We start from the raw sequence: 22,390 nt of genomic DNA on the forward strand, positions 1-22,390 counted from the left end.
AGCTACTAATGTGTGTAGATGCCTCAAAATCAAATTGTTGAAAGTTTTTGAATAGCGTTATCTCTGATAATTGTCTGATAGTGCTCGTCAAGATACTGCTCGCTTATAGAACTTGAGGATTCTGACCTTCCATATTCGGAAAGGATGGAGCAGAGCTTGTGCAGTACTGATGCAGATTCATTATCAGGATGAAGCAGAAGATAAAGTCTGCCATTCGAGTCACTCTTATACAAAGTGTTCCTTATTGAAACTGATATTCTGTTCAGTGATGCAAATTTCATAACATCATGCATTGAAGCAAATGAGAATAGGAAAAACGGATCAACAGCAGGTTTGCTACGTTCAGCCATTTTACTGCTTCTCTGAGGTTTGCCACCATTTAAGACTCTGTCTATATCGTCGATGTCAGACTCAGATTCGCTTTTAAGACGTTGGAAAAGATCCATAACATCTTCTTCATCGGAAGCATCAGAATCTGCTCCGGATACTTCGCTCTGAATTGCAGGAGAGAAGTTTGCAAATCTGGTATCAAGTTCTTCAGGGTCTTCAACCTTAGTTATTATTAAAATGATGCATTCTGAATTGATCGGAACGGCCTCAATCATAAGCGGAATATCTTCCGCATCAAAACCGAACTGATAATTAGCCTGTTGCATCATATCTCTAAACAGGTCCTTAGCTTTCTCAGTTCCATAAGCAAGCTCACTTATTTTAAGCTCTCTGCTTGCAAGGTCTTCTTTTGTAAGTGTGCATCGAATCTGGCAATCATTTACGCGCTCAATTTTCATGCGATGCCCTCCATATAAATAAGGTGGATTTAATATATTTTTAGTTATTAAATGTTAAAGTATAGGACTCCATGTGTCAATAGATGTATCGACATGTTTTATAATTTCATATATAGGGGTGGGATTATAAAATTATTAATTTTTGATAATGGTATTGACAATGTGATTTGCGTCGTGTATATTACTATCTCGTGGTGCCTCTGTATTACGTATCGGGGAGGAGGCATGGTACACAACAATAATGAATATTGAAATGTTCCGTCGGTCTTGGCGGAATGTCTTACAAGTTCAACCGATAATCTCGGGAAGAAATCAACAAAATACCTGTAATATAATTTTTTATACAAACAAACAACAATACAATTAGCTTGCAGGAATTGTTATTTTAGCTAAGGAAAGATTGTGATACAGCAGAGGCACCTGTGCCGACTGCCGACGATCTATAATTCTATTCTTTTTACCCATGAACATATAAGACTATAGACAGATTTTGAAAGCGGTTAAGGAAACTATCACAATTGATTATAAATCTTCTTTTGGAATCTGAATTCTGGTATTAAAGAATTTTAGTTGACTATTTAAAGAACTGGAGGCCCCACCAACAGCATAGACACGCCTAATTAAGACAAAATTACATGTGTCAGAGTATGGGCTTAAAGTAAGGATTAAAGACACGTCGGCAAAATGGCAATAAAATTGAATAATATGGTATAATAAGCGATTGGAAGGAGTCACAGATGAAGAAAAAGATTAAACCGGTGATTTTTATAATCGCTCTTATTATATTGTTTGGATTAATATATGCGGGTCAGATTGCTTATGAGCGTTTGTCTTATACAAAGGATAAGGTGGACTTAAATGAGTATTATGGATTGACCGACCAGACGCAAGCAGTGTTGTTCCTAAATGATGAACTCATGGAGGAGAAGGCTTCATATTATAATGAAAAATATTATCTGGATTTTGATTTTGTTCAGGAATATATAAGCAACAGATTTTATTATGGTGAGGCTGACGGAATTCTTGTTTATACAGGTCCTTCGGCTACATATACGACAGTTATAGGAGAGAATAATATTACATCTACTGCCGGTGATAATTCGGATCTGGGATATCCTGCTGCACTTCTCGAAGATGGACAGCTGTATCTAGCGGTAGATTATTTAAAGAAGTTTGCTTCTGTGAATTATGAGAATTACGTGGATGATGGCCCTGCCAGAATCAGAATATATATTGGAAGCGAACACGAGAGTTTAACTGGAACTCTTAAGAAGGATGTTGCCATAAGAAAGCTTGGCGGCAGAAAAAGTGAAATTGTCAGCATGGCACCTGCGGGGACTGTTACTATCGTCGAAGAGATGGAGGAATGGTCAAGAGTTATTACCGCTGACGGACATATCGGCTATCTGGAAAATAAAAATATCAAAGATATAGCCCCTGTGGTTGTGAATACAGATAATTCAGAGGGGAAAGTGGCTCTTGGAGAGTATACATCTATGTCACTTGGTACGAAGGTGAATCTTGGTTTCCATCCCATAGGCGGAGTTGCCGGAAATGAAACAGTTTCAAGCGTACTTGCAGGAACCAAGAGTTTAAATGTTGTTGCACCTACATGGTTTTCTCTTGAGGGAAATGATGGTAGCATTTCAAACTTTGCAACACATGACTATATTACAGCAGCGCATGCAGCTGGTGCTCAGGTTTGGGCTGCAGTAGATAACTTCAATAATCCTAATGGTTGCGATACGGAAGCAGTTATGACTCATGCTGCATCAAGAGCCAACCTGATTTCAAATCTGATACAGCTTCAGGCTGAATATGGATTTGAAGGAATAAATGTGGATTTTGAGCAGATAGGTGAGAGCTATTCAAGATCCTATGTGGAATTTTTGCGTGAGTTGTCCGTGGCATGTAGGGCTAATCAGATTATTCTATCAATAGATAATTATGTTCCTATGAATTTTAATGATTATTATGATCTGACAGAACAGGGAATAATTGCTGACTATATAATCATCATGGGTTATGATGAGCATTATTCCGAATCTGAGGAAGCAGGATCAGTTGCTTCGATCGGATATGTTGAGAACGGTATAAAAAGTGCACTTGAGGAGGTGCCCGCAGAAAAGCTTATAAATGCGGTACCTTTCTATACCAGAGTCTGGACAACAAGTGGCGGACAGCTTTCAAGTAAAGCTATCCATATGAGTGCTGTAGATGGCTTTGTTTCTGAAAAGGGTATTGAACTTAAGTGGGACGATGCAACCTGTCAGTACTATGGCGAAAGCACAGCAAGCAACGGGGACTTTTATCAGATATGGAGCGAGGACGCTAAGTCTCTTGAGGCGAAGCTTAATGTAATGCAGGCATCCGGAATAGCTGGAGTTGCTGAATGGGCGCTCGGATTTGAGTCATCCGATGTGTGGGATGTAATAGCAAATTATATGGCTCAGTGAAGAATTAGTAGAAATGAAAACAATTGTAACAAAAATAGATGAACAGAATATAGATGATAAAGCGTTAGAAGCTTTAAAGGAAGCAGGAGAGATCATTAAAAATGGTGGTCTTGTCGCTTTTCCTACAGAGACGGTTTATGGACTTGGAGGGGATGGATTAAATCCGGAATCTTCTAAGAAGATATATGCCGCGAAGGGCAGACCGTCAGATAATCCGCTCATAGTACATGTTGCGGATATGGAGTCCATTAAAAAAATAGTAAAAGAGTTACCGGATGCAGCTTATAAATTAGCTGACGCACTTTGGCCGGGACCGCTTACTATGATTATGGAAAAATCAGATGAGGTTCCATATGAGACTACCGGAGGGCTTGATACAGTTGCGATCAGAATGCCAAGTAATAAGATTGCAGCTGAACTCATACGTCAGTCAGGAGGATATATTGCTGCTCCGAGTGCCAACCTTTCAGGAAGACCAAGTCCCACTGAGGCTAAATACTGCATTGAGGATTTGGACGGAAGAGTTGATATGATAATCGATGGAGGACAGGTTGGAATAGGCCTGGAATCAACAATAATTGATCTGACTTCTGATGTACCGATGATTTTAAGGCCGGGATATGTTACGCAGAAGATGCTGGAGGATATACTTGGAGATGTCAGCATTGATAAGACGATTCTTCGTGCAGACAGCGGGGTTAAACCTAAGGCTCCCGGAATGAAATACAGACACTATGCACCTAAAGGAGATCTTACTATAGTAGAAGGAGACCCTCTGAAGGTTACTGAGTATATAAATTTAAAACTCGCAGAGCATAAGGAAAACGGAGAAAAAACCGGCGTCATAGCGACAAAGCAGACTGTATTAAAGTATAATGCTGATGTTGTGAAATGCGCAGGAAGTCGTGAGGATGAGGAGGAGATTGCAAGAAATCTTTTCAGTATTCTCAGGCAGTTTGATGATGAGGATGTGAGCTGTATGTATTCGGAGGCTTTTGCTGATACAGGGCTTGGTCAGGCAATCATGAACAGACTTCTTAAGGCAGCAGGACATAAAGTAGTTAAGGTCTGAGAAAGTTTAGTTTTAAGGCGATTTATAGAAAAATCAAATATATATTATTGAGAGGAGTATGAAAAATGATAGCACTTGGAAGCGATCACGGCGGATTCGACATTAAGCAGGTTGTGATAGAGCACCTGAAGGAGAGAGGCATCGAATATAAGGATTTTGGTACCTATGACAAAAACTCCTGTGATTATCCGATTTTCGGAAAAGCAGCTGCTGAGGCTGTGGCAAATGGTGAGTGTGAAAAGGGTATTGTTATTTGTACAACAGGTATTGGTATCTCTATAGTTGCCAACAAGGTTAAAGGCGTAAGATGCGCACTTTGCAGTGAGCCTCATTCAGCAAGACTGACAAGAGAGCATAACGATGCAAATGTTCTTGCTATGGGCGGTGCTCTGATTGGTCCTGACATGGCAATTGATATTGTAGATACATTCCTGGATACGGAGTTTTCAGGACTTGAAAAGCATGTCAGGAGAATTTCTGAGATAACTGATATGGAGTAAACTCCTCATCCGGCGCTGCGCGCCACCTGTCTTCGCGCTGCTTCGGTCGGCGCAAAGCCAACGTCCTCTGGACGTTGTGCGCCCCGAGGGGAAGGCAGCAAGAAGGGGATGAATTAAAGAGAAAAAGGGGGTAGCGTATGAAAAGAGAAGATTACATTTCTTGGGATGAGTATTTTATGGGCGTTGCGAAGCTTGCGGCTATGCGCTCAAAGGATCCCAACACGCAGGTTGGTACATGTATTGTCAGTGATGACAACAAGATTTTGTCCATGGGATACAATGGCTTTCCGATCGGCTGCGATGATGATGATTTTCCTTGGGAGAGAGATGGGGAAGATGAGCTTTCTACCAAATATCCTTTTGTTACCCACAGTGAACTTAATGCCATTTTGAATTACAGAGGTGGAAGCCTGGAAGGGGCTAAGCTTTATGTATCTCTTTTCCCATGCAATGAATGTGCTAAGGCTATAATCCAGGCAGGGATAAGAACAGTTGTCTATGACAGCGATAAATACAGTACTTCCGCAGCTACAAGAGCATCCAAGAAGATGTTCGATGCTGCCGGGGTGAAGTATTATCCGTATAGCAGATCGGGTAAAAATATACATATTGAAATTTGACCAGAGGAATAATTGTGAAGAGTTATTGGGGAAGAGCCATCAGGCTTGTTGCCGTGACGATGACAATAGTTCTTTGTGTGTGCTGGGGGAGCGCAGGAACTGAGGTAAAGGCGACGGAAGCCACGAAGAAGGCACTGCAGGAAGCAAAGGACAAACTGAATGAGACAAAAGGGCAGCTGAGTGAAACTCAGGATCAGCTTGATGACAAGAAAGAAGATATTTCAAATATGCATCAGCAGAAGAGCGCTCTTGAGAATAAGCTGGATGATTTGAACGATCAGCTTACGGAAGTCAGCAACAATCTATCTGACCTTGAGGATCAGATTGATGTTAAGCTTGATGAGATAAGTACGACTCAGGAAGAACTGGCTGCTGCCATAGATACCAGGGATGCTCAGTATGCAGCTATGAAGAAGCGCGTGCAGTTCATTTATGAAAAAGAGAGCTTCATGCTTTTGGATATGCTCGCTGATGCCGGAAATTTTGCTGATTTTTTGAATCACAGTAATTATGTGGCTTCACTTTCTGCGTATGACAGGAAGATGCTTGACCAGTATAAGAATACCTGCGTACAGATTGATGAGAAGGAGAAAAACCTTCAGCAGGAAAAGGCTGAACTGGATGAATGTAAGGTTCAGGTAGAAGCGGAACAGAGCAGGGTTTCAGGGCTTGTTAGTAAAACCAGTGGAAGTATTAGCGCGTATAAACAGAATATTTCAGATGCTGAAGAGGAAGCCAAAAATATTGAGAACAAGGCGAGAGAGTATGAAAATCAGGTTGCTGAACAAAATGCCGATGTAAAGGCTTTGGAGGCAAAGCTTGCTGAAGAAATCAGACTTTCTAAACTGGCTGCTAAATCGAAATGGAGGAATATTTCAGAGGTATCATTTGCAGATGGTGACAGATACCTTCTCGCGAATTTGATTTATTGTGAGGCAGGTGGTGAGCCTTATGAGGGTAAAGTTGCTGTTGGTGCTGTAGTAATAAACAGAGTGCTGAGTTCTGTTTATCCTGATACGGTTGTGGGAGTTATCTATCAGTCAGGTCAGTTTTCACCTGTTGCAAGCGGAAGGCTTGCTTTGGCTCTTGCTAACGGAGATGCAACAGAATCCTGCTATCAGGCAGCAGATGCTGCTATGGGTGGCGCTACGAACGTGGGCAACTGCGTATATTTCAGGACACCCATACCGGGACTTTCGGGTATAAATATCGGAGGCCACGTTTTCTATTAAACATTATTATATTTATGTATGCAAATGCCTTCCACATAAGTGGAAGGCATAGTATAGATTAAAGAATAGCTTTTATTATGGGTGCTTCGAGAGCTGAAATGCTGTTCTCGTAGATAGCATCCATCAGGTCACCAAGTGAATGGAGGGCTGTTTTTAACTGTTTTTCATCTATGAGCTTTTGCTCAAAAGCATCAGAGAGCTCATCCAGATCGAGAATGCGGATTTTGCCGTCGGGATATATTACTACGTCGGCAAGAAGATCCAGGGTTACGATGGAGTTTTCCTCCGGGCCTTTCTGGTATTCAACTATATCGCAGTACCAGTACATAAGGCTTGAGTCGGCACGATAAAACTTGCTGATTTTGTAACCGCGTTTTAAATAGTAACAGGAATAACCATGAGATAAGTCTGACCGTGGGTGTATTGCTTCCCACGCCGTGACAATGGTGTTATCATCGCATTGCAGGATACGATCGTCCTTCAAAAGGATGCACTCATTCGGAATAATACGTTTACGATAAAGAACAGGGTAACTCATAAAATCCCCCTATCTGCGCTTTAGCGCATGTATCTGACGTTTTAAAGTTAGAAAAATATTACCGCGATGAGTGTAATAAGTCAATGGAATTAGGACATAGGATATATAATGAAAAAAACTATCATTAAGATTATATATACAATAATTGTTTTTATACTCTCGCTTTTTCTAATAGGGCATTTCACCAATGTTGAGACGGTTGACATGACTGCCAGAATGGGTGCCCCTACTTTTCCCACCGTATCTTTTGAACTAGCCGGAAAACAAATTAATATGCTGCATGGATATTCGCACGAGATGGATGTGGCGCATATTCGTGGAGAAATACTTACGACCGATTCATCAAGAGGCGTAAAGTTCAGGATGAATACTTATGGAGAGATCGTCACTAATTTGCGCTTTGAGGTCAGACAGGCTTCCGGTAATAGTCTTGTAGAGAATTCAGAGATTACGGATTTTACGCAGGATGGAGATATAATTCGCGGAAGCTTTCAGATGAAGGATTTGATTGATCCCGGACAGGAATATATTCTTGTTATCCTGGCGGATGTAAACGATAAGACCGCGAGATTCTACGAGAGAATAATTTGGTCAGAAGAGGATAATGCATATCATAGCAGGGAAGTAATCGATTTTGCGGTGAATTTCTCAAAAATGACATTTGATAAGGTGGCAAATGCTGAGGAATTGACTAAATATATGGAGTCAAATGCTGATGGAGATAATACTTCCTACAGTCATGTGAATATTAACAGTAGTTTTGAGCAATTAACCTGGGGTGATCTTAACATTGTTGCGCATACCGAGCCAAATGTGTTCCTGAGAGATGTACACTTGCAGACATCCATTGTAGGGCTGGAGTATCAGGTTACACAGAAGACTGAGGATGGTACGGAAAAGCTCTATAACGTAAAAGAGGCATACAGAATCAGATATACCACTGACAGAATATACCTTCTCAATTATGACAGGACAATGAACTATGTATTCAATGCTGATAATTCGGACATAACTGACAATGTTATAAGCCTGTGGATTACAGATCCGACAGTTTCTCTAAAGGAGAGCGATGGCGGAAGCGTGTTTGCTTTTATCAGTGAGGATAGGCTATATGTATATAACAGCACTGAGAATAAAATTGCGCTTGTCTTCGGCTTCTATAACGATGAGTATCTGGATGACAGAACCATCTACCAGGGCAATACAATTCATATCTTGAATGTTGATGAAGCGGGTAATGTTGAGTTTGTTGTTTCGGGGTATATGAACCGCGGAGATCATGAGGGTGAAGTAGGTAATGCGGTCTATAAGTATGATTCACGCATAAATAGTATCGAGGAGCTGGCGTTCATACCTTCTAAGCTTCATCAGGATATAATACGTGCTTATTCTGAGAATGTGTTGTATGTCAGCTCAAACGGAGGACTTTTCATAAAGCTGGATGGCGATCTGTATATGGTGGATCTGGATACCAGAAGTCAGAAGAAGGTGATTGAAAATCTTTCAGAGGATAGATACTGTATATCGAATTCGGGAAGCATTGTTGCATGGCAGGATGAAGAAAAGAAGACTGTACAGATCATGAACCTCAGCACCCAGAGCACGTCTGACATAAAGGCAGACAGTGGAGATCTTATCAGAGTTCTCGGCTTTATGGGAGAGGATCTGGTTTATGGAATGGTTCATGAATATGATGTGCATATTGATCGAATGGGAAGCAAAATATTCGGAATGTATGCTATTCGTATCGTGGACAGTGATGGCAATACGCTTGAGAATTACAGTCCAACTCAGGGAATCGTTACCGGAGTCAGAATTGAGGATAATGTAATCCGATTATCAAGAGCTCAGTGGAATGGGGATAGCGGATTATATGATGAGCTTATTGATGATCAGATAATGAGTACTCTGAAAAATGAAGTTGGAAGTAACTATATAACTGTAGCCGCCACAGAGAATTATAAGAATATTACCCAGATTAATGTCAAAAGCAATATAAAGAAAAAGTCACTTATTGTGCAGACCCCGAATATGACTCTCTACGAGGGAAGCAGGGAGGTTCAGATAGAACCTGACAGAGACAGGGAGAATAATCCATATTATTTCGTGTATGGACTTCATGGACTTATTCATATATATGATAATCCTGCTGAGGCTGTAAGCGAGGCATATAATGCTGCCGGTGTTGTTACGAACGATATTAATCAGTATGTATGGGTAAGAGGAAATCTTCTTACTTCAAATCAGATTATGTATATTACAAATCTTGCTGAGACGAGGGAGAACATCACAGCTGAAGATTCTACAGCTGTGTGTCTTGATATGATTCTTCAACATAAGGGAATAAGTGTGGATGTTGAATCTATGTTGGGACAGGGCAAGTCGGTTGTTGATATTTTAAAGAACAGCCTGGTAAATGCCAAGGTGCTTGAGCTTGACGGCTGTCCAATGGAAGCGATGCTCTATTATGTTAATCAGGACATACCCGTAATGGCGACGCTTAACGATGGTAACAGTCTTTTGATAATTGGATTCAATGATCTTAATACGGTTCTTATGGAGCCTTCCACCGGACAGGTTTACAAGTTTGGCAGAGTTGATTCCGCGAATTTGTTTGAGAATAATGGTAATCACTTTGTGACATATCTGCCGGGACTAGAAAACTGATAAAATGAATATCAAAAACCTCCGCTGAATTTATTCAGCGGAGGTTTTTGATATTTGATGAATTTTTAAATGAATAATAGCTGTATTATTGATTATCCAACTCGCCATTCTTATAGCGGGCAATGATGCTATTGATACGCTCAACAGGATTAAGAAGATCGCTTATTGATGCATCGTGATTGAGTGTATCTATAAGGTATGCGATATACTTGCTCATGTCACAGCTCTCATACCAGTCTCTGGAAAGAAGCTCGGGAGTCTGGTAAATAAGATTGGTTGTAAATACTTTATCAATAAGACCATCCTTATGTGCCTTATCAAAGCTCTCAAGACCATTGGTGAAGAGACCAAAGGTTGAGTATGCATAGATGTGAGCTGCCTTTCTCTGCTTAAGTGCCTTCGCAACATCGATAAGACTTTCGCCTGAGGAAATCATATCATCAACAATGATGACGTCCTTACCTTCAACGGAGGTTCCGAGGAACTCATGTGACACGATAGGATTTCTGCCATCCACAACCTGTGTGTAATCACGGCGCTTGTAGAACATACCTACGTCAAGACCCATGACACTGGCAAGGTAGATAGCACGTCCCATACCACCTTCGTCAGGTGAGATTACCATCATGTGGTCTGAATCAATCTGAAGACCTTTGATGCTTCTTAAAAGTGCTTTTATAAACTGATAAGCTGTGCGGACTGTTTCAAATCCGTTAAGAGGTATTGCGTTCTGAACTCTGGGATCGTGAGCATCAAATGTGATGATGTTGTCGACACCCATGCTTACGAGCTCCTGAAGAGCAATGGCACAATCAAGAGATTCTCTTGATGAACGCTTATGCTGACGGCTTTCATAAAGGAAAGGCATGATAACTGTAATTCTTCTGGCCTTACCGCCTACAGCTGCGATTATTCTCTTGAGATCTTGATAATGATCATCAGGAGACATGTGATTTTCTTTTCCAAAAAGTGAATAAGTTAATGAATGGTTACAAACATCGACCATTAAGTACAGGTCATCACCTCTGACTGACTGCTTGATGACACCCTTAGCTTCGCCGCTTCCAAATCTCGGAACTTCTGCGCTAAGAAGATATGATGGGCGCTCATATCCTGTAAATGCAAGGCTGCCTTTGTGCTCGTTCTCTCGCTCCTGGCGCCATTTTACAAGGTAGTAGTCAACTTTCTCCCCCAATGACTCACACCCCTTAAGTGGAATGATTCCTAAAGAACCCACGGGGATTGTTTCAAGGTTGCGTTTTTCTTCACGTCTTGGCATTGCCAAAATTCCTCACTTTCTGTTTTGGACCTTTTTCATGATGCGTATATCTCTGCCAGTGAGCTTGCAAAGGTGATAATTACTAGCAATTCTGGATGATACACGCTCAGAATACATGGACTTGATATCGTCCAATGAAAAATTAGTAGTGATAATAGTAGACCTGTTCCTGATAAGTCTCTCATTAATACATGTGAACAATTGGGGTATCGAGGTATTTGTTACATGCTCGGTTCCAAGATCATCTATTATGAGAAGCTCGGTATTATAGAGGTCATCCAAAAGAGTGCTCAGCTCATCCGATCTTTTGAAATCAAAAGAGGTGGCCTGCAGCAGTGAAAACAGGGAAGCTGCGCTGAAATACAACACAGAATGGCCCATTTCCAGGATTTCCTTAGCTATACAAATCGAAAGGAACGATTTACCAGTACCAACTGTACCATAAAAGAGCAGATTTGGGTATAAAGTTTCAAAATTCTTAATAAATTCTTTGGAAGTTTTAACGGCACCGCGGAATCGATCCAGGTCCTCGCCTGAGTAGTAGTCCTCGGACATGAGGTCAAAATTGGCTTCTTCTGCGAGCTTGTTTATGTTCGATTGAGCATAGAGACGCTGTATTACTTTTTGCTTAAAGCAAGAACATTTTTCGTTATCAACATAGCCGGTATCTTTGCAGATAGGGCATTCATATTCCATTTCAAGGTAATTTTCAGGAAGATTGGCCTTTCGAAGAAGACTCTTTTTCTGTTCGGATATTTCAAGAAGCTGTCTGTGAAGTTCAGATCTGTCCAGTTTTTCACCACTTAGAAGTCTGCGGCCGAATGCAGCACTACGTTTACTGGTCTCCTGATCAAGGTCAAGATATCCGGGAACATGCTGCTCTACATATTGAATGCGCTTAGATAACTCGCGGCGCTTTATAGTGCGAAGTGTTTCATAATCGTGCATTATTTCATCATATTGAGTGTTCGTTAAAGCCATAGTGCACTCCTTTCATACTTCTTGTTTGTCAGACCAGCCGACACCCTCCCTAAGAGGGAGAAGGCTAATGTGATTAGCCTGCCCCTCAAAAAAAGGTATAAAAACATTCCTCCCATATAGTAAATCAGTTGTCCAGTAACTGATTTTCTAAACTTGTCAAATCGTAGTCATTCTGCTTGAACTGATGGAAACGATTATTGGTTTTTACGGAGTCGGCTTTTACTGAGACCGTTTTTCTGGAAGTTTCTTTTCCAAATGTGGAGTCAAGGTTCTTGACGTCATTTAAAGTTTTAACGCCTGCCTTGAACCAACTTTTCAGTATGCCGTCACAATATTGAATACGCTTAACCTGTGTCTGCAGAACAGTACGTCTACAGGCTTCCGTAATAATTGTGAGCGGAAATCCATATTCATCCTGCCAACGGTCAAAGTATTGAAGCTCTGCAGGTGTGGGAGCATTCTGCATTCCCAGTTCCTTCATTATCTGATATGCGGTTCTCGTGGCTGAGTTCTCAAGACTTGCCTGCTGGGGAGAAGTGATTCCTTTGTCATGCCATGCCATAGCGACTTTGCGGACATAATCGAAATCTGTCTTGCCCTTGCTTGCACAGTGCTGGAGAAGGTAGTCCAGAAGATCCTCGGAAAACTCAAGATCATCCTGAATGTAGTAAATAGTCTTGATCTCTGAGGGATTAAGTGTTCTTCCGAAATATTGCTCAGCCACGAAAAGCATTTGAGGGTTATCTTTGTGAGAGACCTTTTTCTCAGGCTGCTTCTTCACTACAGAGTACTTGGGCTGTACTTCGTTCTCTGTTGTATGGACAGTGTGAAGAGGTGTTATCTTGGAGGTCTTCTTGGGGAAAATGTCCTGCATATGTATTCCAACAAGCTGACCTGAGCCATCGAGCTCAAGAGAGATAAGACCCTGTGTCTCCCAGTATGTAAGGGCGCGCTGAACGTCCTTTTCTGTGTAGTTAAATTTATCTGCAAGGTCACTGACGCTGGTGGCCATGCCTGAACACATCATTCTCAGCAGATAAAGGTACACCTTCACCTGCGCATCATTTGCGTCTGCCAGATATTCATCTATAAAAATATTGGAAAGTGATGTCGTTGACATCATAGAACTTTGATTGATCGTTACTCGCCCCATCATTTGTTGCTTCACCCACTTTTTTCATTTTTTTCTCTAATCCGTTAATTCGTTTTGAATTATACACCGAAGAACAATTAGTGAAAATGGGAAAAATGCCGAAGAAAAGTCAGGTGGATACTGGGCTTAATCCGTTTCGTAAAATTGTGGACAATGTGGATAACGTGGATTATTTTATGAAAAATTTATAAAATCCGCTGAATCAAGAGGCCATAGCCAAATGACTTCAGCGGATGTTATCCACATATATTTTCGATTAAATTGCATAAGATAGAAGTGGATAGGGTGGACAATTAGAGTCCTAAAAGGTCATTTGCGATATTTACAACATTCCCTGCCCCCATGGTTATCAACATGTCATCCTTCGTGCAATTTTGCAAAAGAAATTTTTCAATTTCGTCAAAGGACGGAAAATAGTAGCATTCATGTCCCAGGGATTCAATCTTTTCCTTAAGTGTTCTTGAGCTGATGCCAAGATTGTCATTCTCTCGTGCGGCGTAAATATCAGCAATAATCAGTTTGTCTGCAGGAAGAAGCGCATTTGCAAATTCATCCATAAGAGCCTTGGTCCTTGTAAAGGTGTGAGGCTGGAAGACAACCCAGAGTCTTTTGTGAGGATAATTCTTGGCAGCGCTCAAGGTGGCAGCAATCTCTGTAGGATGATGTGCATAGTCATCAATAATTGTGAGGCCGTCTACTGTTCCTCTGTACTCAAAACGTCTGCCTGTTCCTGTGAAGGAAGATAAGCCGCCGGCAATTTCCTTCTCCGGAATATCAAATACATCAGCGGTAGCGGCAGCAGCCAGCGCATTTCCGATATTGTGCTTGCCGGGAACCATGAGGCTTACGGCAAAGGATGAACCGTTCTTTCTATTAATAGTGAAAGAAGCGTTACCAAAATTATCATATGAAATATCTGAAGGATAATAGTCGAACTCATCAGAGAAACCATAGGTCTTTATTTTGCATTTGAGATCTGATGTCAGTTCTGTAAGGTTAGGAATCTCTCCATTTATAACAAGTGTTCCGTTCTCAGGTATGAGAGCTGCGAACTTATGAAAAGAGTTTCTTATGTCATCAAGGTCTTTAAAGAAATCAAGATGATCGGCGTCTACATTAAGAATGATTCCTACGCCCGGGAAGAAGCTCAGGAAGCTGTTTGTGTATTCGCAAGCCTCAGTTACAAAATATTTAGAAGCACCGATGCGAATATTGCCGCCGATGTCCTTTAAGATACCGCCAATGGAAATTGTGGGATCCATATTGTTTTCAAGAAGAATCTTGGAAACCATGGCAGTTGTTGTTGTCTTGCCGTGCGTTCCTGAAACTGCGATGGGCAGATAGTAGTGAGTCATGATCTGGCCAAGAAGCTCAGCTCTTGTCAGCATGGGAATTCCCAATTCCTTTACCTTTACAAATTCAGGGTTATCGGGATGAATAGCAGCAGTGTAAACAACAAGATCAGGCTTTGGACCTTTGTCAAGATTTGCTGCGTCTTCTCCTATATGAACTGTTATTCCGGCTTCCTCGAGAGAGGCTGTTACATCTGAAGCGGTTCTGTCGGAACCTCTGACATTAAACTTTCTGTCAGCAAGAACCATTGCAAGTCCGCTCATGGAGATGCCGCCGATTCCTATGAAATAAACATTTATTGGATTATCAAAGCTTATCTGATACATAATGTCCGCCTTTCTTTGTCTTTTCATAAATATTAATACTAAGCTTGTACGATGTCAAAATTAGTTCCGGACACAAAATACTTAATAATATGTAGAAAAATAGCATCACTTTTTTTCAAATTCGTTCACTTTGCAGAATTAGTATGATATACTTTTAATGGTGGTTTATGTGGGGGATAACCACATTAGACCGCGGGAACTATATTTTTTGTGACAACGAGGTCTTAACATGATAAAAAAAGAGATGATTGCCATGTTGCTCGCGGGCGGTCAAGGTAGTAGACTTGGCGTACTGACTAGTAAAATGGCAAAACCGGCAGTTTCATTTGGCGGTAAATACCGTATCATTGATTTTCCACTCAGCAATTGCATTAATTCGGGTGTAGATACAGTGGGCGTGCTTACACAGTACAGACCGCTGCGTCTTAATTCGCATATCGGAATTGGTATTCCGTGGGATCTGGACCGTAATATCGGCGGTGTGTCCATTTTGCCTCCTTATGAGAAGAGCGCAAACAGTGAATGGTACACCGGTACTGCGAATGCAATTTTCCAGAACCTTGAGTATATGGAGAACTATAACCCGGATTATGTACTTATTCTCTCGGGAGATCACATCTACAAGATGGATTATGAGACCATGCTTGATTTCCATAAGGCTAATGGTGCCGATGTTACAATTGCGGTTATGCCTGTGCCGATTGAGGAGGCAAGCAGATTCGGTATCATGATCACCGATGAGGACAGGAAAATCGTGGACTTTGAGGAGAAACCCGAGAAGCCCAGATCAAACCTTGCTTCAATGGGTATCTATATTTTCTCATGGGAATCATTGAAGGAAGCTCTTATTACAAATCAGGATCAGCCGGGCCTTGATTTCGGTAAACATATTATTCCTTATTGTAAAGAGAAGGGTCAGTCCCTTTATGCATATGAATTTGACGGTTACTGGAAGGATGTCGGAACACTTACATCCTACTGGGAAGCTAATATGGAGCTTATAGATATCGTTCCTGAATTCAATCTCTATGAGGAGTATTGGAAGATTTATACCAGGAATGAGGTTCAGCCGCCGCAGTATCTCGGACCTGAGAGTTCAACATCAAGAAGCATCATTGGCGAGGGCTCTGAGATATATGGTGAGGTTCATAATTCCGTAATAGGATGCGGAGTTAAGATTGGAAGAGGTACTGTTGTAAGTCATTCCATCATAATGAACGGAACCACTATAGGCGAGAATTGTAATATTGAAAAGGCTGTAATAGCCGAGCATGTTGACATTGGTAATAATGTAAGGCTCGGTGAGGGCGAGGAGGTTCAGAATGAAACCAAGCCCGGAATTTACAGAGACGGAATCGTAACTATCGGAGAGAAATCTGTTGTACCTAGTGGTGTATCTGTTGGAAAGAACACAATGATCTCCGGTGTAACTACCGAAAAGGACTATCCGGGCGGAGTGCTGGATAGCGGAAAAACATTGGATAAGGCAGGTGATAGGTAGTGAGAGCGATTGGAATTATTCTTGCCGGTGGTGGCAGTAACCGCATGCATGAGCTTTCAAAGAGCAGAGCAGTTTGCGCTATGCCTGTGGCCGGTTTTTACAGAAGTATTGATTTTGCATTAAGCAATATGACGAACTCCCACATTCAGACGGTGGCTGTTTTTACACAGTATAATGCCGGAAGTCTGAATACACATCTTTCGTCATCCAAGTGGTGGGATTTCGGACGTAAGCAGGGTGGTTTATATGTTTTCACTCCTGCAGCAAAGGCTAACGGTAATCTGTGGTACAGAGGAACAGCCGATGCTATTGCACAGAATCTCAGCTTTTTAAAGAGCTGTCATGAACCCTATGTGGTCATCACATCAGGCGACTGTGTATATAAGATGGATTATAATAAGCTTCTTGAGTATCACATTGAGAAGCAGGCAGATATCACAGTTGTTTGTAAGGATGTACCCGCTGATATTGATACCGAGAGATTCGGAACCATTCGCATGAATGAGGAGAGCCGAATTGAGGAGTTTGAGGAGAAGCCTGTTGTGGCAAGATCCAATACCATTTCCTGCGGTATATATGTTATCAGGAGACGCCAGCTCATTGAGCTTATAGAGAAGGCTCAGACAGAGGAGAGATTCGATTTTGTAAGAGATATTCTTGTACGTTACAAGGATATGAAACGAATCTATGGTTACAAGCTTAAGACTTATTGGAATAACATCGCTTCCGTAGAGGATTACTTCCGCACAAACATGGATTTCCTTAAGCCGGAGGTAAGGAATTACTTCTTTAATGAGTATCCGGGTGTTTATACAAAAGTAGTTGATCTTCCTCCTGCTAAGTACAACGTGGGAGTTAAAGTATCAAACAGCCTTATCTCCAGTGGCTGCATTATAAACGGAATGGTTGAGGACTCAGTTGTATTTAAAGGTGCATTCATCGGTAACAACTGCTACATCAAGAATTCAATCATTTTGAATGATGTTTATATCGGAGATAATACGCACATTGAGAATTGTATCGTTGAGAGCCATGGAACAATCCAGGCGAACTCCTATTATAAGGGAGAAAATGATATAAAAATAGTAGTAGAGAACAATGAGAGGTATGTAATCTAAGTATTCATTTTTTACATTTCTAAAAGGGGGACAAACAGGATGAATATTACAGATGTTCGTGTCAGAAAAGTAGCAAAGCAGGGAAAAATGCGTGCCATCGTTTCAATCACTATTGATAATGAATTTGTGGTTCATGATATCAAAGTGATCGAAGGCGATAAGGGTCTTTTTATTGCAATGCCCAGCAAAAAGTCAGTCGATGGAGAGTATCGTGATATCGCTCATCCAATTAATTCAGACACGAGAAGATTGCTTCAGGATACCATTCTTAAGGCTTATGATGAGGCATCCGACGAGGTGATTGACTCAAGACCTGCTGATACTGAGGCGGCTCCTGCAGGTGTAGGAAGCTTATTCTGATCATACTGATTTTTGAATTTCTAAAGCAGGATTCGGAAATGTAAGCATTTCCTCGGTTCTGAAGAATGTGATATGATGTGGGGAGTGACGCAAAAATAGCGTCAGTCCCCTTTTTCATTTACATATGCATACAAGAATTTGCAGGGGAATGTTGTTTTTATTGAGGTAGTAAATAATGTATTTGATAGTAGGACTCGGTAATCCCGAGAAGAAATATAACGCGACAAGGCATAATGTCGGATTTGGCGTAATAGATGTTCTGTCGGAAAAGTATGATATTGATCTCACAGAGATGAAGTTTAAGGGTATGTATGGTAAGGGCAGGATCGGAAATGAGAAAGTCATTCTGTTAAAGCCCCTGACGTATATGAATCTAAGCGGAGAATCGGTAAGGCCTGTTGCGGATTATTTTAAGATAGACACCAAGACGGAGCTTATCGTAATTTCTGACGATGTGGAGCTTGATCCCGGTCGGATCAGAGTTCGTCCCGGAGGAAGTGCCGGTGGACATAACGGACTTAAGAATATCATCGCACAGCTCGGTCATGATGAGTTTGCCCGTGTACGTGTGGGTGTAGGTAAAAAACCGCCAAGGATAGATCTTGCGGATTGGGTTTTGGGCCACTTTGATAAGCAGGATGTAGCATACATGAAAGATGCGATGGATCACGCTGCGGATGCTGTGCGTGTAATCATGGAAGAAGATGTAAATGCAGCCATGAACAAATGGAACGGTGTGAAGCCTGATGCAGAATGATTAAGAAGTAATAGTCGCTTTTTACAGGCAGGAGAAGAGTGTCTGCAAAGCAGACGGATGAGGATTATATGAGAGCAATCGAAGCGCCTCTGCAAGAACTGGAGGCTTTCCAAAAACTTAATAAGTATCTTGAAAAGCCTTTTGCATGTGCTGAGGTTTCGGGATGTATGGACTCCCAGAAGCTGCACTTTATTAATGGCCTTGCACAGGACTTTAAGTATAGGATAATTGTCACATATAGTGATCTTCGCGTTAAGGAGATATATGAGGACTACAGATTCTATGACCGAAATGTCACTGTCTATCCAGCAAAGGACCTGATTTTTTATCAGGCAGATGTCCATTCAAACGAGATTGTAAAAGAGAGAATACGTTGTTTAAGACGTCTGATAGAAGGACGACCGGTTACTGTGGTTACAACTTTTTCAAGTCTGATGACACCACAGATTCCGATAGACATAATTAAAAATAATATTCTCAAGATTGATAAAAGAAAGCCAGTTAACGAACGAGAGGTCGCAAAGACTCTGACCAGGATTGGTTATAACAGAGTTTATCAGGTAGGTGCTCCGGGTGAGTTTTCGGTGCGCGGAGATATAATTGACGTATTTGATCTTACGGAAGAGAACCCCTACAGAATAGAGCTTTGGGGTGATGAAGTCGAGCACATCAGAAGCTTTGATATCATGACTCAGAGATCAATTGATAAGCTGGAGTCTATTGAGATTTATCCTGCAGCGGAGATCATTCTTACGGATGATGAAAAAAAGCAGGGCTTAAAGAAGATGGAAGCTGAAACGAAGCATGTATATGAAAAGCTTCGTGAAGAATTCAAGACTGAGGCCGCTCATCGCATAAAGACCTCCTTTGAAGAGCTAAAGGAGGAGCTGACGGAGCTTGAGCTTGAGGTTAACCTTGAGAGCTACATCAGATATTTCTATGATGAAACAGTTACCTTCATGGAACTGTTTCCTGCAGGTAAATCCTGTATTTTTATAGATGAGCCGCTGCATGTACTTGAGCATGCATCAGCTGTGGAGACAGAGTTCAGAGAGAGTATGATCCACAGATCCGAGAATGGTTATGCGCTGCCGTCTCAGATGGATCTGCTATATTCCAAGGAAGAGTGTATCGCCAGAATGAAGAGCACGAGACGCGTTATGTTATCTGCTCTTGCTGCTCCAAAGGGATTAAATGATTTTGAACCCGAGATCAGTACGGAAGTGCATGCAAGAAGTATTGCGCCTTATAACAACAGCTTTGAATCCCTTGTGCATGATCTGAAGGGATTTGTGAAAAAAGGATACAGGGTACTTATTCTCTCGGGATCCAGAACAAGAGCCAAGAGAATCGTAGAGGATCTGCGAGATCAGAGCGTTACGGCTTTTTATAGTGAAAATCCCATGCGCGAACTTCAATCCGGCGAGATAATGACCTACTACGGAAGAATCCTCAAAGGGTTTGAGTACACTGACCTCAAATTTGCAGTTATCTCTGAAAGTGATATTTTCACTGAACATAAAAAGAAAAAGAGAAAGCATTCAAAGTCCAAATATAGTGGTGAGAAGATTTCTGGATTCTCGGATCTTACAGTAGGAGATTACGTGGTACATGAGGACCACGGCCTTGGAATCTACAAGGGAATTGAGAAGATAGAGACCGACAAGGTTGTAAGAGATTATATCAAGATCAGCTACGCTGACGGGGGTAATCTTTACGTTCTTGCGACGGGACTTAATGTAATACAGAAATATGCAAGTGGTGATACCGGAGATGGTAAAGCCAGAAAGCCCAAGCTCAACAAGCTTGGTACAGGCGACTGGAAACGAACCAAGAATAAGGTAAGGACGGCTGTTGAGGAGATTGCTGATGATCTCGTGGAGCTCTATGCGAAGAGACAGAACAGCAGTGGGCATCAGTTCAGTACTGACACAGTCTGGCAGCAGGAGTTCGAGGAGGCGTTTCCTTTTGATGAGACGGAGGATCAGCTTGCTGCAATTGCAGATACCAAGGCGGATATGGAATCCGATCGTATCATGGACAGACTGATCTGCGGAGATGTGGGCTTTGGTAAGACTGAGATAGCAATACGAGCTGCTTTTAAAGCGGTTCAGGATGGAAAACAGGTTGCGATACTTGTTCCTACTACGATTTTGGCTCAGCAGCATTACAATACCTTTACAGAGAGAATGAAGGATTTTCCTGTAAGAGTTGATATGATGTCGAGATTCAGGACGGCCTCCGAGCAGAAGAAAACAGTGGAGGATCTCAGGAAGGGCCTCGTGGATGTGGTCATTGGAACACACAGACTTTTGTCAAAGGATGTTGTTTATAAGGACTTAGGACTTCTTGTTGTAGATGAGGAGCAGAGATTCGGAGTTACACATAAAGAAAAAATAAAGAAACTCAAAGAAAACGTGGATGTACTTACGCTGTCGGCAACACCGATTCCCAGGACTCTCCATATGTCGCTTGTAGGAATAAGGGATATGAGCGTGCTTGAAGAGGCGCCTATGGACAGGCAGCCTATTCAGACCTTTGTGTGTGAGTACAATGATGAGATGGTTCGCGAAGCTATTGCGAGAGAGGTTTCCAGAGGCGGGCAGGTTTACTATGTCTACAACAGAGTAAATGATATAGCGGATGTAGCGGCAAGAATACAGAAGCTCGTGCCGGAGGTCAATGTGTCGTTTGCCCATGGGCAGATGAAGGAATCAGAGCTTGAGAAGATAATGTATGACTTTATCGATGGCGAGATAAATGTTCTTGTATCAACAACAATCATCGAGACCGGACTTGATATCTCAAATGCAAATACCATGATCATCCATGACTCCGATCAGATGGGACTCTCACAGCTCTATCAGCTTAGAGGACGTGTCGGAAGATCAAACAGAACCGCTTATGCGTTCCTTATGTATAAGAGGAACAAGATGCTCAGGGAAGTTGCTGAAAAGAGACTTTCTGCAATTCGAGAGTTTACGGATCTTGGTTCCGGCTTTAAAATTGCCATGAGAGATCTTGAGATAAGAGGTGCCGGAAACATGCTTGGAAAAAGTCAGTCCGGACACATGGCTTCGGTCGGATACGACCTGTATTGCAAGATGCTCGGTGAAGCAGTAAGGCGTAAGAAGGGTGAAGAGAAGGATGAGCTTCTTGAGGACTTTTCAACCAGTGTGGATATTGATGTGGACGCATTCATTCCGAGTGAATACATTGTTAATGAGGAGCAGAAGCTCGAGATTTACAAGAGAATTGCCGGTATTGAGAACGAGGGCGACAGAGATGATATGAGAGATGAGCTTAAAGACCGCTTCGGTGATCTGCCGGAATCTGTTGATAACCTTATCAGAATATCACTTGTCAGAGAGAAGGCTCATTCGCTTTACATTCTTGAGATCAAGGGTGGCAATGGTGAAATCGCAATAAAGATGAACAACAATGCAAGACTTAAAGCTGAGAATATTCCGGCTTTTATAGAGAGCTGTGAAGGAAAGATAACCTTCAGGCCGGCATCCTACCCGTTGTTTCTTTATAAGTATGTGAAGGATAATAATTCCAAGCAGGCTGAGAGACAGTTGCTTCAGGATGTGGAGGAGATTGTGGAGAAGATGGAAGTACTTGCAGATATTTGAATTGATGGAGGAGAAAAACTCTCAGTCTTCCTCTTGGGGGGCGCACAACGTCCG

At 41.8% G+C, this 22,390-nt stretch carries 17 protein-coding genes; 11 read left to right on the forward strand and 6 right to left on the reverse strand.

Going from position 1 to position 22,390, the window contains the following annotated elements:
* Positions 1 to 29: 29 nt before the first annotated feature.
* A complete protein-coding gene (locus G586_RS0104010) occupies positions 30 to 788 on the reverse strand; it encodes an adaptor protein MecA (protein WP_026526677.1) in 759 nt (252 codons plus the stop codon).
* A gap of 737 nt (positions 789 to 1,525) precedes the next feature.
* On the opposite strand from G586_RS0104010, the gene G586_RS0104015 reads away from it, so the two are divergent.
* From G586_RS0104015 to G586_RS0104035, 5 genes are all read left to right on the forward strand, one after another.
* Positions 1,526 to 3,244, forward strand: a complete 1,719-nt coding sequence (locus G586_RS0104015) for a glycosyl hydrolase family 18 protein (RefSeq protein ID WP_026526678.1) — start codon at positions 1,526 to 1,528, stop codon at positions 3,242 to 3,244.
* 13 nt (positions 3,245 to 3,257) lie between these two features.
* The gene (locus G586_RS0104020) at positions 3,258 to 4,316 is read left to right on the forward strand and encodes an L-threonylcarbamoyladenylate synthase (protein WP_026526679.1); all 1,059 of its coding nucleotides are present in this window, start codon (positions 3,258 to 3,260) and stop codon (positions 4,314 to 4,316) included.
* A gap of 65 nt (positions 4,317 to 4,381) precedes the next feature.
* Complete coding sequence (gene rpiB / locus G586_RS0104025; protein ID WP_026526680.1) at positions 4,382 to 4,816, forward strand: ribose 5-phosphate isomerase B; 435 nt, start codon at positions 4,382 to 4,384, stop codon at positions 4,814 to 4,816.
* Positions 4,817 to 4,953: 137 nt separating this feature from the next.
* On the forward strand, positions 4,954 to 5,436 hold the full coding sequence (locus G586_RS0104030; RefSeq protein WP_026526681.1) for a deoxycytidylate deaminase: 483 nt from the start codon (positions 4,954 to 4,956) through the stop codon (positions 5,434 to 5,436).
* 14 nt (positions 5,437 to 5,450) lie between these two features.
* Positions 5,451 to 6,668, forward strand: a complete 1,218-nt coding sequence (locus G586_RS0104035) for a cell wall hydrolase (protein WP_242831965.1) — start codon at positions 5,451 to 5,453, stop codon at positions 6,666 to 6,668.
* A gap of 58 nt (positions 6,669 to 6,726) precedes the next feature.
* Here G586_RS0104035 and G586_RS0104040 read toward each other — a convergent pair whose 3' ends face one another.
* Complete coding sequence (locus tag G586_RS0104040; protein WP_026526683.1) at positions 6,727 to 7,206, reverse strand: DUF402 domain-containing protein; 480 nt, start codon at positions 7,204 to 7,206, stop codon at positions 6,727 to 6,729.
* Positions 7,207 to 7,314: 108 nt separating this feature from the next.
* Here G586_RS0104040 and G586_RS0104045 point away from each other — a divergent pair, with 108 nt between their 5' ends.
* The gene (locus G586_RS0104045; protein ID WP_026526684.1) at positions 7,315 to 9,873 is read left to right on the forward strand and encodes a hypothetical protein; all 2,559 of its coding nucleotides are present in this window, start codon (positions 7,315 to 7,317) and stop codon (positions 9,871 to 9,873) included.
* An 85-nt stretch (positions 9,874 to 9,958) separates the two neighbouring features.
* Here G586_RS0104045 and G586_RS0104050 read toward each other — a convergent pair whose 3' ends face one another.
* The 4 genes from G586_RS0104050 to murC all read right to left on the reverse strand — a co-directional run bounded on the left by G586_RS0104050 (position 9,959) and on the right by murC (position 14,965).
* Positions 9,959 to 11,152, reverse strand: coding sequence for a ribose-phosphate pyrophosphokinase (locus G586_RS0104050; protein WP_026526685.1), 1,194 nt, complete (start codon positions 11,150 to 11,152; stop codon positions 9,959 to 9,961).
* 12 nt (positions 11,153 to 11,164) lie between these two features.
* Entirely contained in the window at positions 11,165 to 12,133 is a 969-nt protein-coding gene (locus tag G586_RS0104055; RefSeq protein WP_026526686.1) for an ATP-binding protein, read from the reverse strand.
* A gap of 124 nt (positions 12,134 to 12,257) precedes the next feature.
* Complete coding sequence (locus G586_RS0104060) at positions 12,258 to 13,256, reverse strand: DnaD domain protein (RefSeq protein WP_051204503.1); 999 nt, start codon at positions 13,254 to 13,256, stop codon at positions 12,258 to 12,260.
* A 323-nt stretch (positions 13,257 to 13,579) separates the two neighbouring features.
* Positions 13,580 to 14,965 (reverse strand): UDP-N-acetylmuramate--L-alanine ligase, encoded by a 1,386-nt coding sequence (gene murC / locus G586_RS0104065; protein ID WP_026526688.1) that lies wholly within the window; start codon positions 14,963 to 14,965, stop codon positions 13,580 to 13,582.
* Between the two features lie 229 nt (positions 14,966 to 15,194).
* On the opposite strand from murC, the gene G586_RS0104070 reads away from it, so the two are divergent.
* From G586_RS0104070 to mfd, 5 genes are all read left to right on the forward strand, one after another.
* Positions 15,195 to 16,466, forward strand: coding sequence for a glucose-1-phosphate adenylyltransferase (locus G586_RS0104070; protein ID WP_026526689.1), 1,272 nt, complete (start codon positions 15,195 to 15,197; stop codon positions 16,464 to 16,466).
* The gene (glgD, locus tag G586_RS0104075; RefSeq protein WP_026526690.1) at positions 16,466 to 17,584 is read left to right on the forward strand and encodes a glucose-1-phosphate adenylyltransferase subunit GlgD; all 1,119 of its coding nucleotides are present in this window, start codon (positions 16,466 to 16,468) and stop codon (positions 17,582 to 17,584) included. The genes G586_RS0104070 and glgD overlap by 1 nt, the downstream gene beginning before the upstream one ends.
* Positions 17,585 to 17,623: 39 nt before the next feature.
* Positions 17,624 to 17,944 (forward strand): septation regulator SpoVG, encoded by a 321-nt coding sequence (spoVG, locus tag G586_RS21690; RefSeq protein ID WP_051204505.1) that lies wholly within the window; start codon positions 17,624 to 17,626, stop codon positions 17,942 to 17,944.
* A gap of 175 nt (positions 17,945 to 18,119) precedes the next feature.
* Positions 18,120 to 18,701 (forward strand): aminoacyl-tRNA hydrolase, encoded by a 582-nt coding sequence (pth, locus tag G586_RS0104085; RefSeq protein ID WP_026526691.1) that lies wholly within the window; start codon positions 18,120 to 18,122, stop codon positions 18,699 to 18,701.
* 68 nt (positions 18,702 to 18,769) lie between these two features.
* Positions 18,770 to 22,336: a transcription-repair coupling factor gene (gene mfd / locus G586_RS0104090; RefSeq protein WP_026526692.1), complete on the forward strand. Its 3,567-nt coding sequence runs from the start codon at positions 18,770 to 18,772 to the stop codon at positions 22,334 to 22,336.
* The last annotated feature ends 54 nt before the right edge of the window (positions 22,337 to 22,390 follow it).

Source organism: Butyrivibrio sp. VCD2006, from assembly GCF_000423925.1.
Taxonomy (GTDB): Bacteria; Bacillota; Clostridia; order Lachnospirales; family Lachnospiraceae; genus Butyrivibrio.

Coding starts and splice junctions, on each gene's coding strand:
- G586_RS0104055 (WP_026526686.1), bottom strand. CDS start 12,133: ATGGCTTTAACGAACACTCAATATGATGAAATAATGCACGATTATGAA.
- G586_RS0104050 (WP_026526685.1), bottom strand. CDS start 11,152: ATGCCAAGACGTGAAGAAAAACGCAACCTTGAAACAATCCCCGTGGGT.
- G586_RS0104060 (WP_051204503.1), bottom strand. CDS start 13,256: ATGATGTCAACGACATCACTTTCCAATATTTTTATAGATGAATATCTG.
- pth (WP_026526691.1), top strand. CDS start 18,120: ATGTATTTGATAGTAGGACTCGGTAATCCCGAGAAGAAATATAACGCG.
- G586_RS0104010 (WP_026526677.1), bottom strand. CDS start 788: ATGAAAATTGAGCGCGTAAATGATTGCCAGATTCGATGCACACTTACA.
- G586_RS0104040 (WP_026526683.1), bottom strand. CDS start 7,206: ATGAGTTACCCTGTTCTTTATCGTAAACGTATTATTCCGAATGAGTGC.
- mfd (WP_026526692.1), top strand. CDS start 18,770: ATGAGAGCAATCGAAGCGCCTCTGCAAGAACTGGAGGCTTTCCAAAAA.
- murC (WP_026526688.1), bottom strand. CDS start 14,965: ATGTATCAGATAAGCTTTGATAATCCAATAAATGTTTATTTCATAGGA.
- G586_RS0104030 (WP_026526681.1), top strand. CDS start 4,954: ATGAAAAGAGAAGATTACATTTCTTGGGATGAGTATTTTATGGGCGTT.
- G586_RS0104045 (WP_026526684.1), top strand. CDS start 7,315: ATGAAAAAAACTATCATTAAGATTATATATACAATAATTGTTTTTATA.
- G586_RS0104020 (WP_026526679.1), top strand. CDS start 3,258: ATGAAAACAATTGTAACAAAAATAGATGAACAGAATATAGATGATAAA.
- G586_RS0104070 (WP_026526689.1), top strand. CDS start 15,195: ATGATAAAAAAAGAGATGATTGCCATGTTGCTCGCGGGCGGTCAAGGT.
- G586_RS0104015 (WP_026526678.1), top strand. CDS start 1,526: ATGAAGAAAAAGATTAAACCGGTGATTTTTATAATCGCTCTTATTATA.
- rpiB (WP_026526680.1), top strand. CDS start 4,382: ATGATAGCACTTGGAAGCGATCACGGCGGATTCGACATTAAGCAGGTT.
- spoVG (WP_051204505.1), top strand. CDS start 17,624: ATGAATATTACAGATGTTCGTGTCAGAAAAGTAGCAAAGCAGGGAAAA.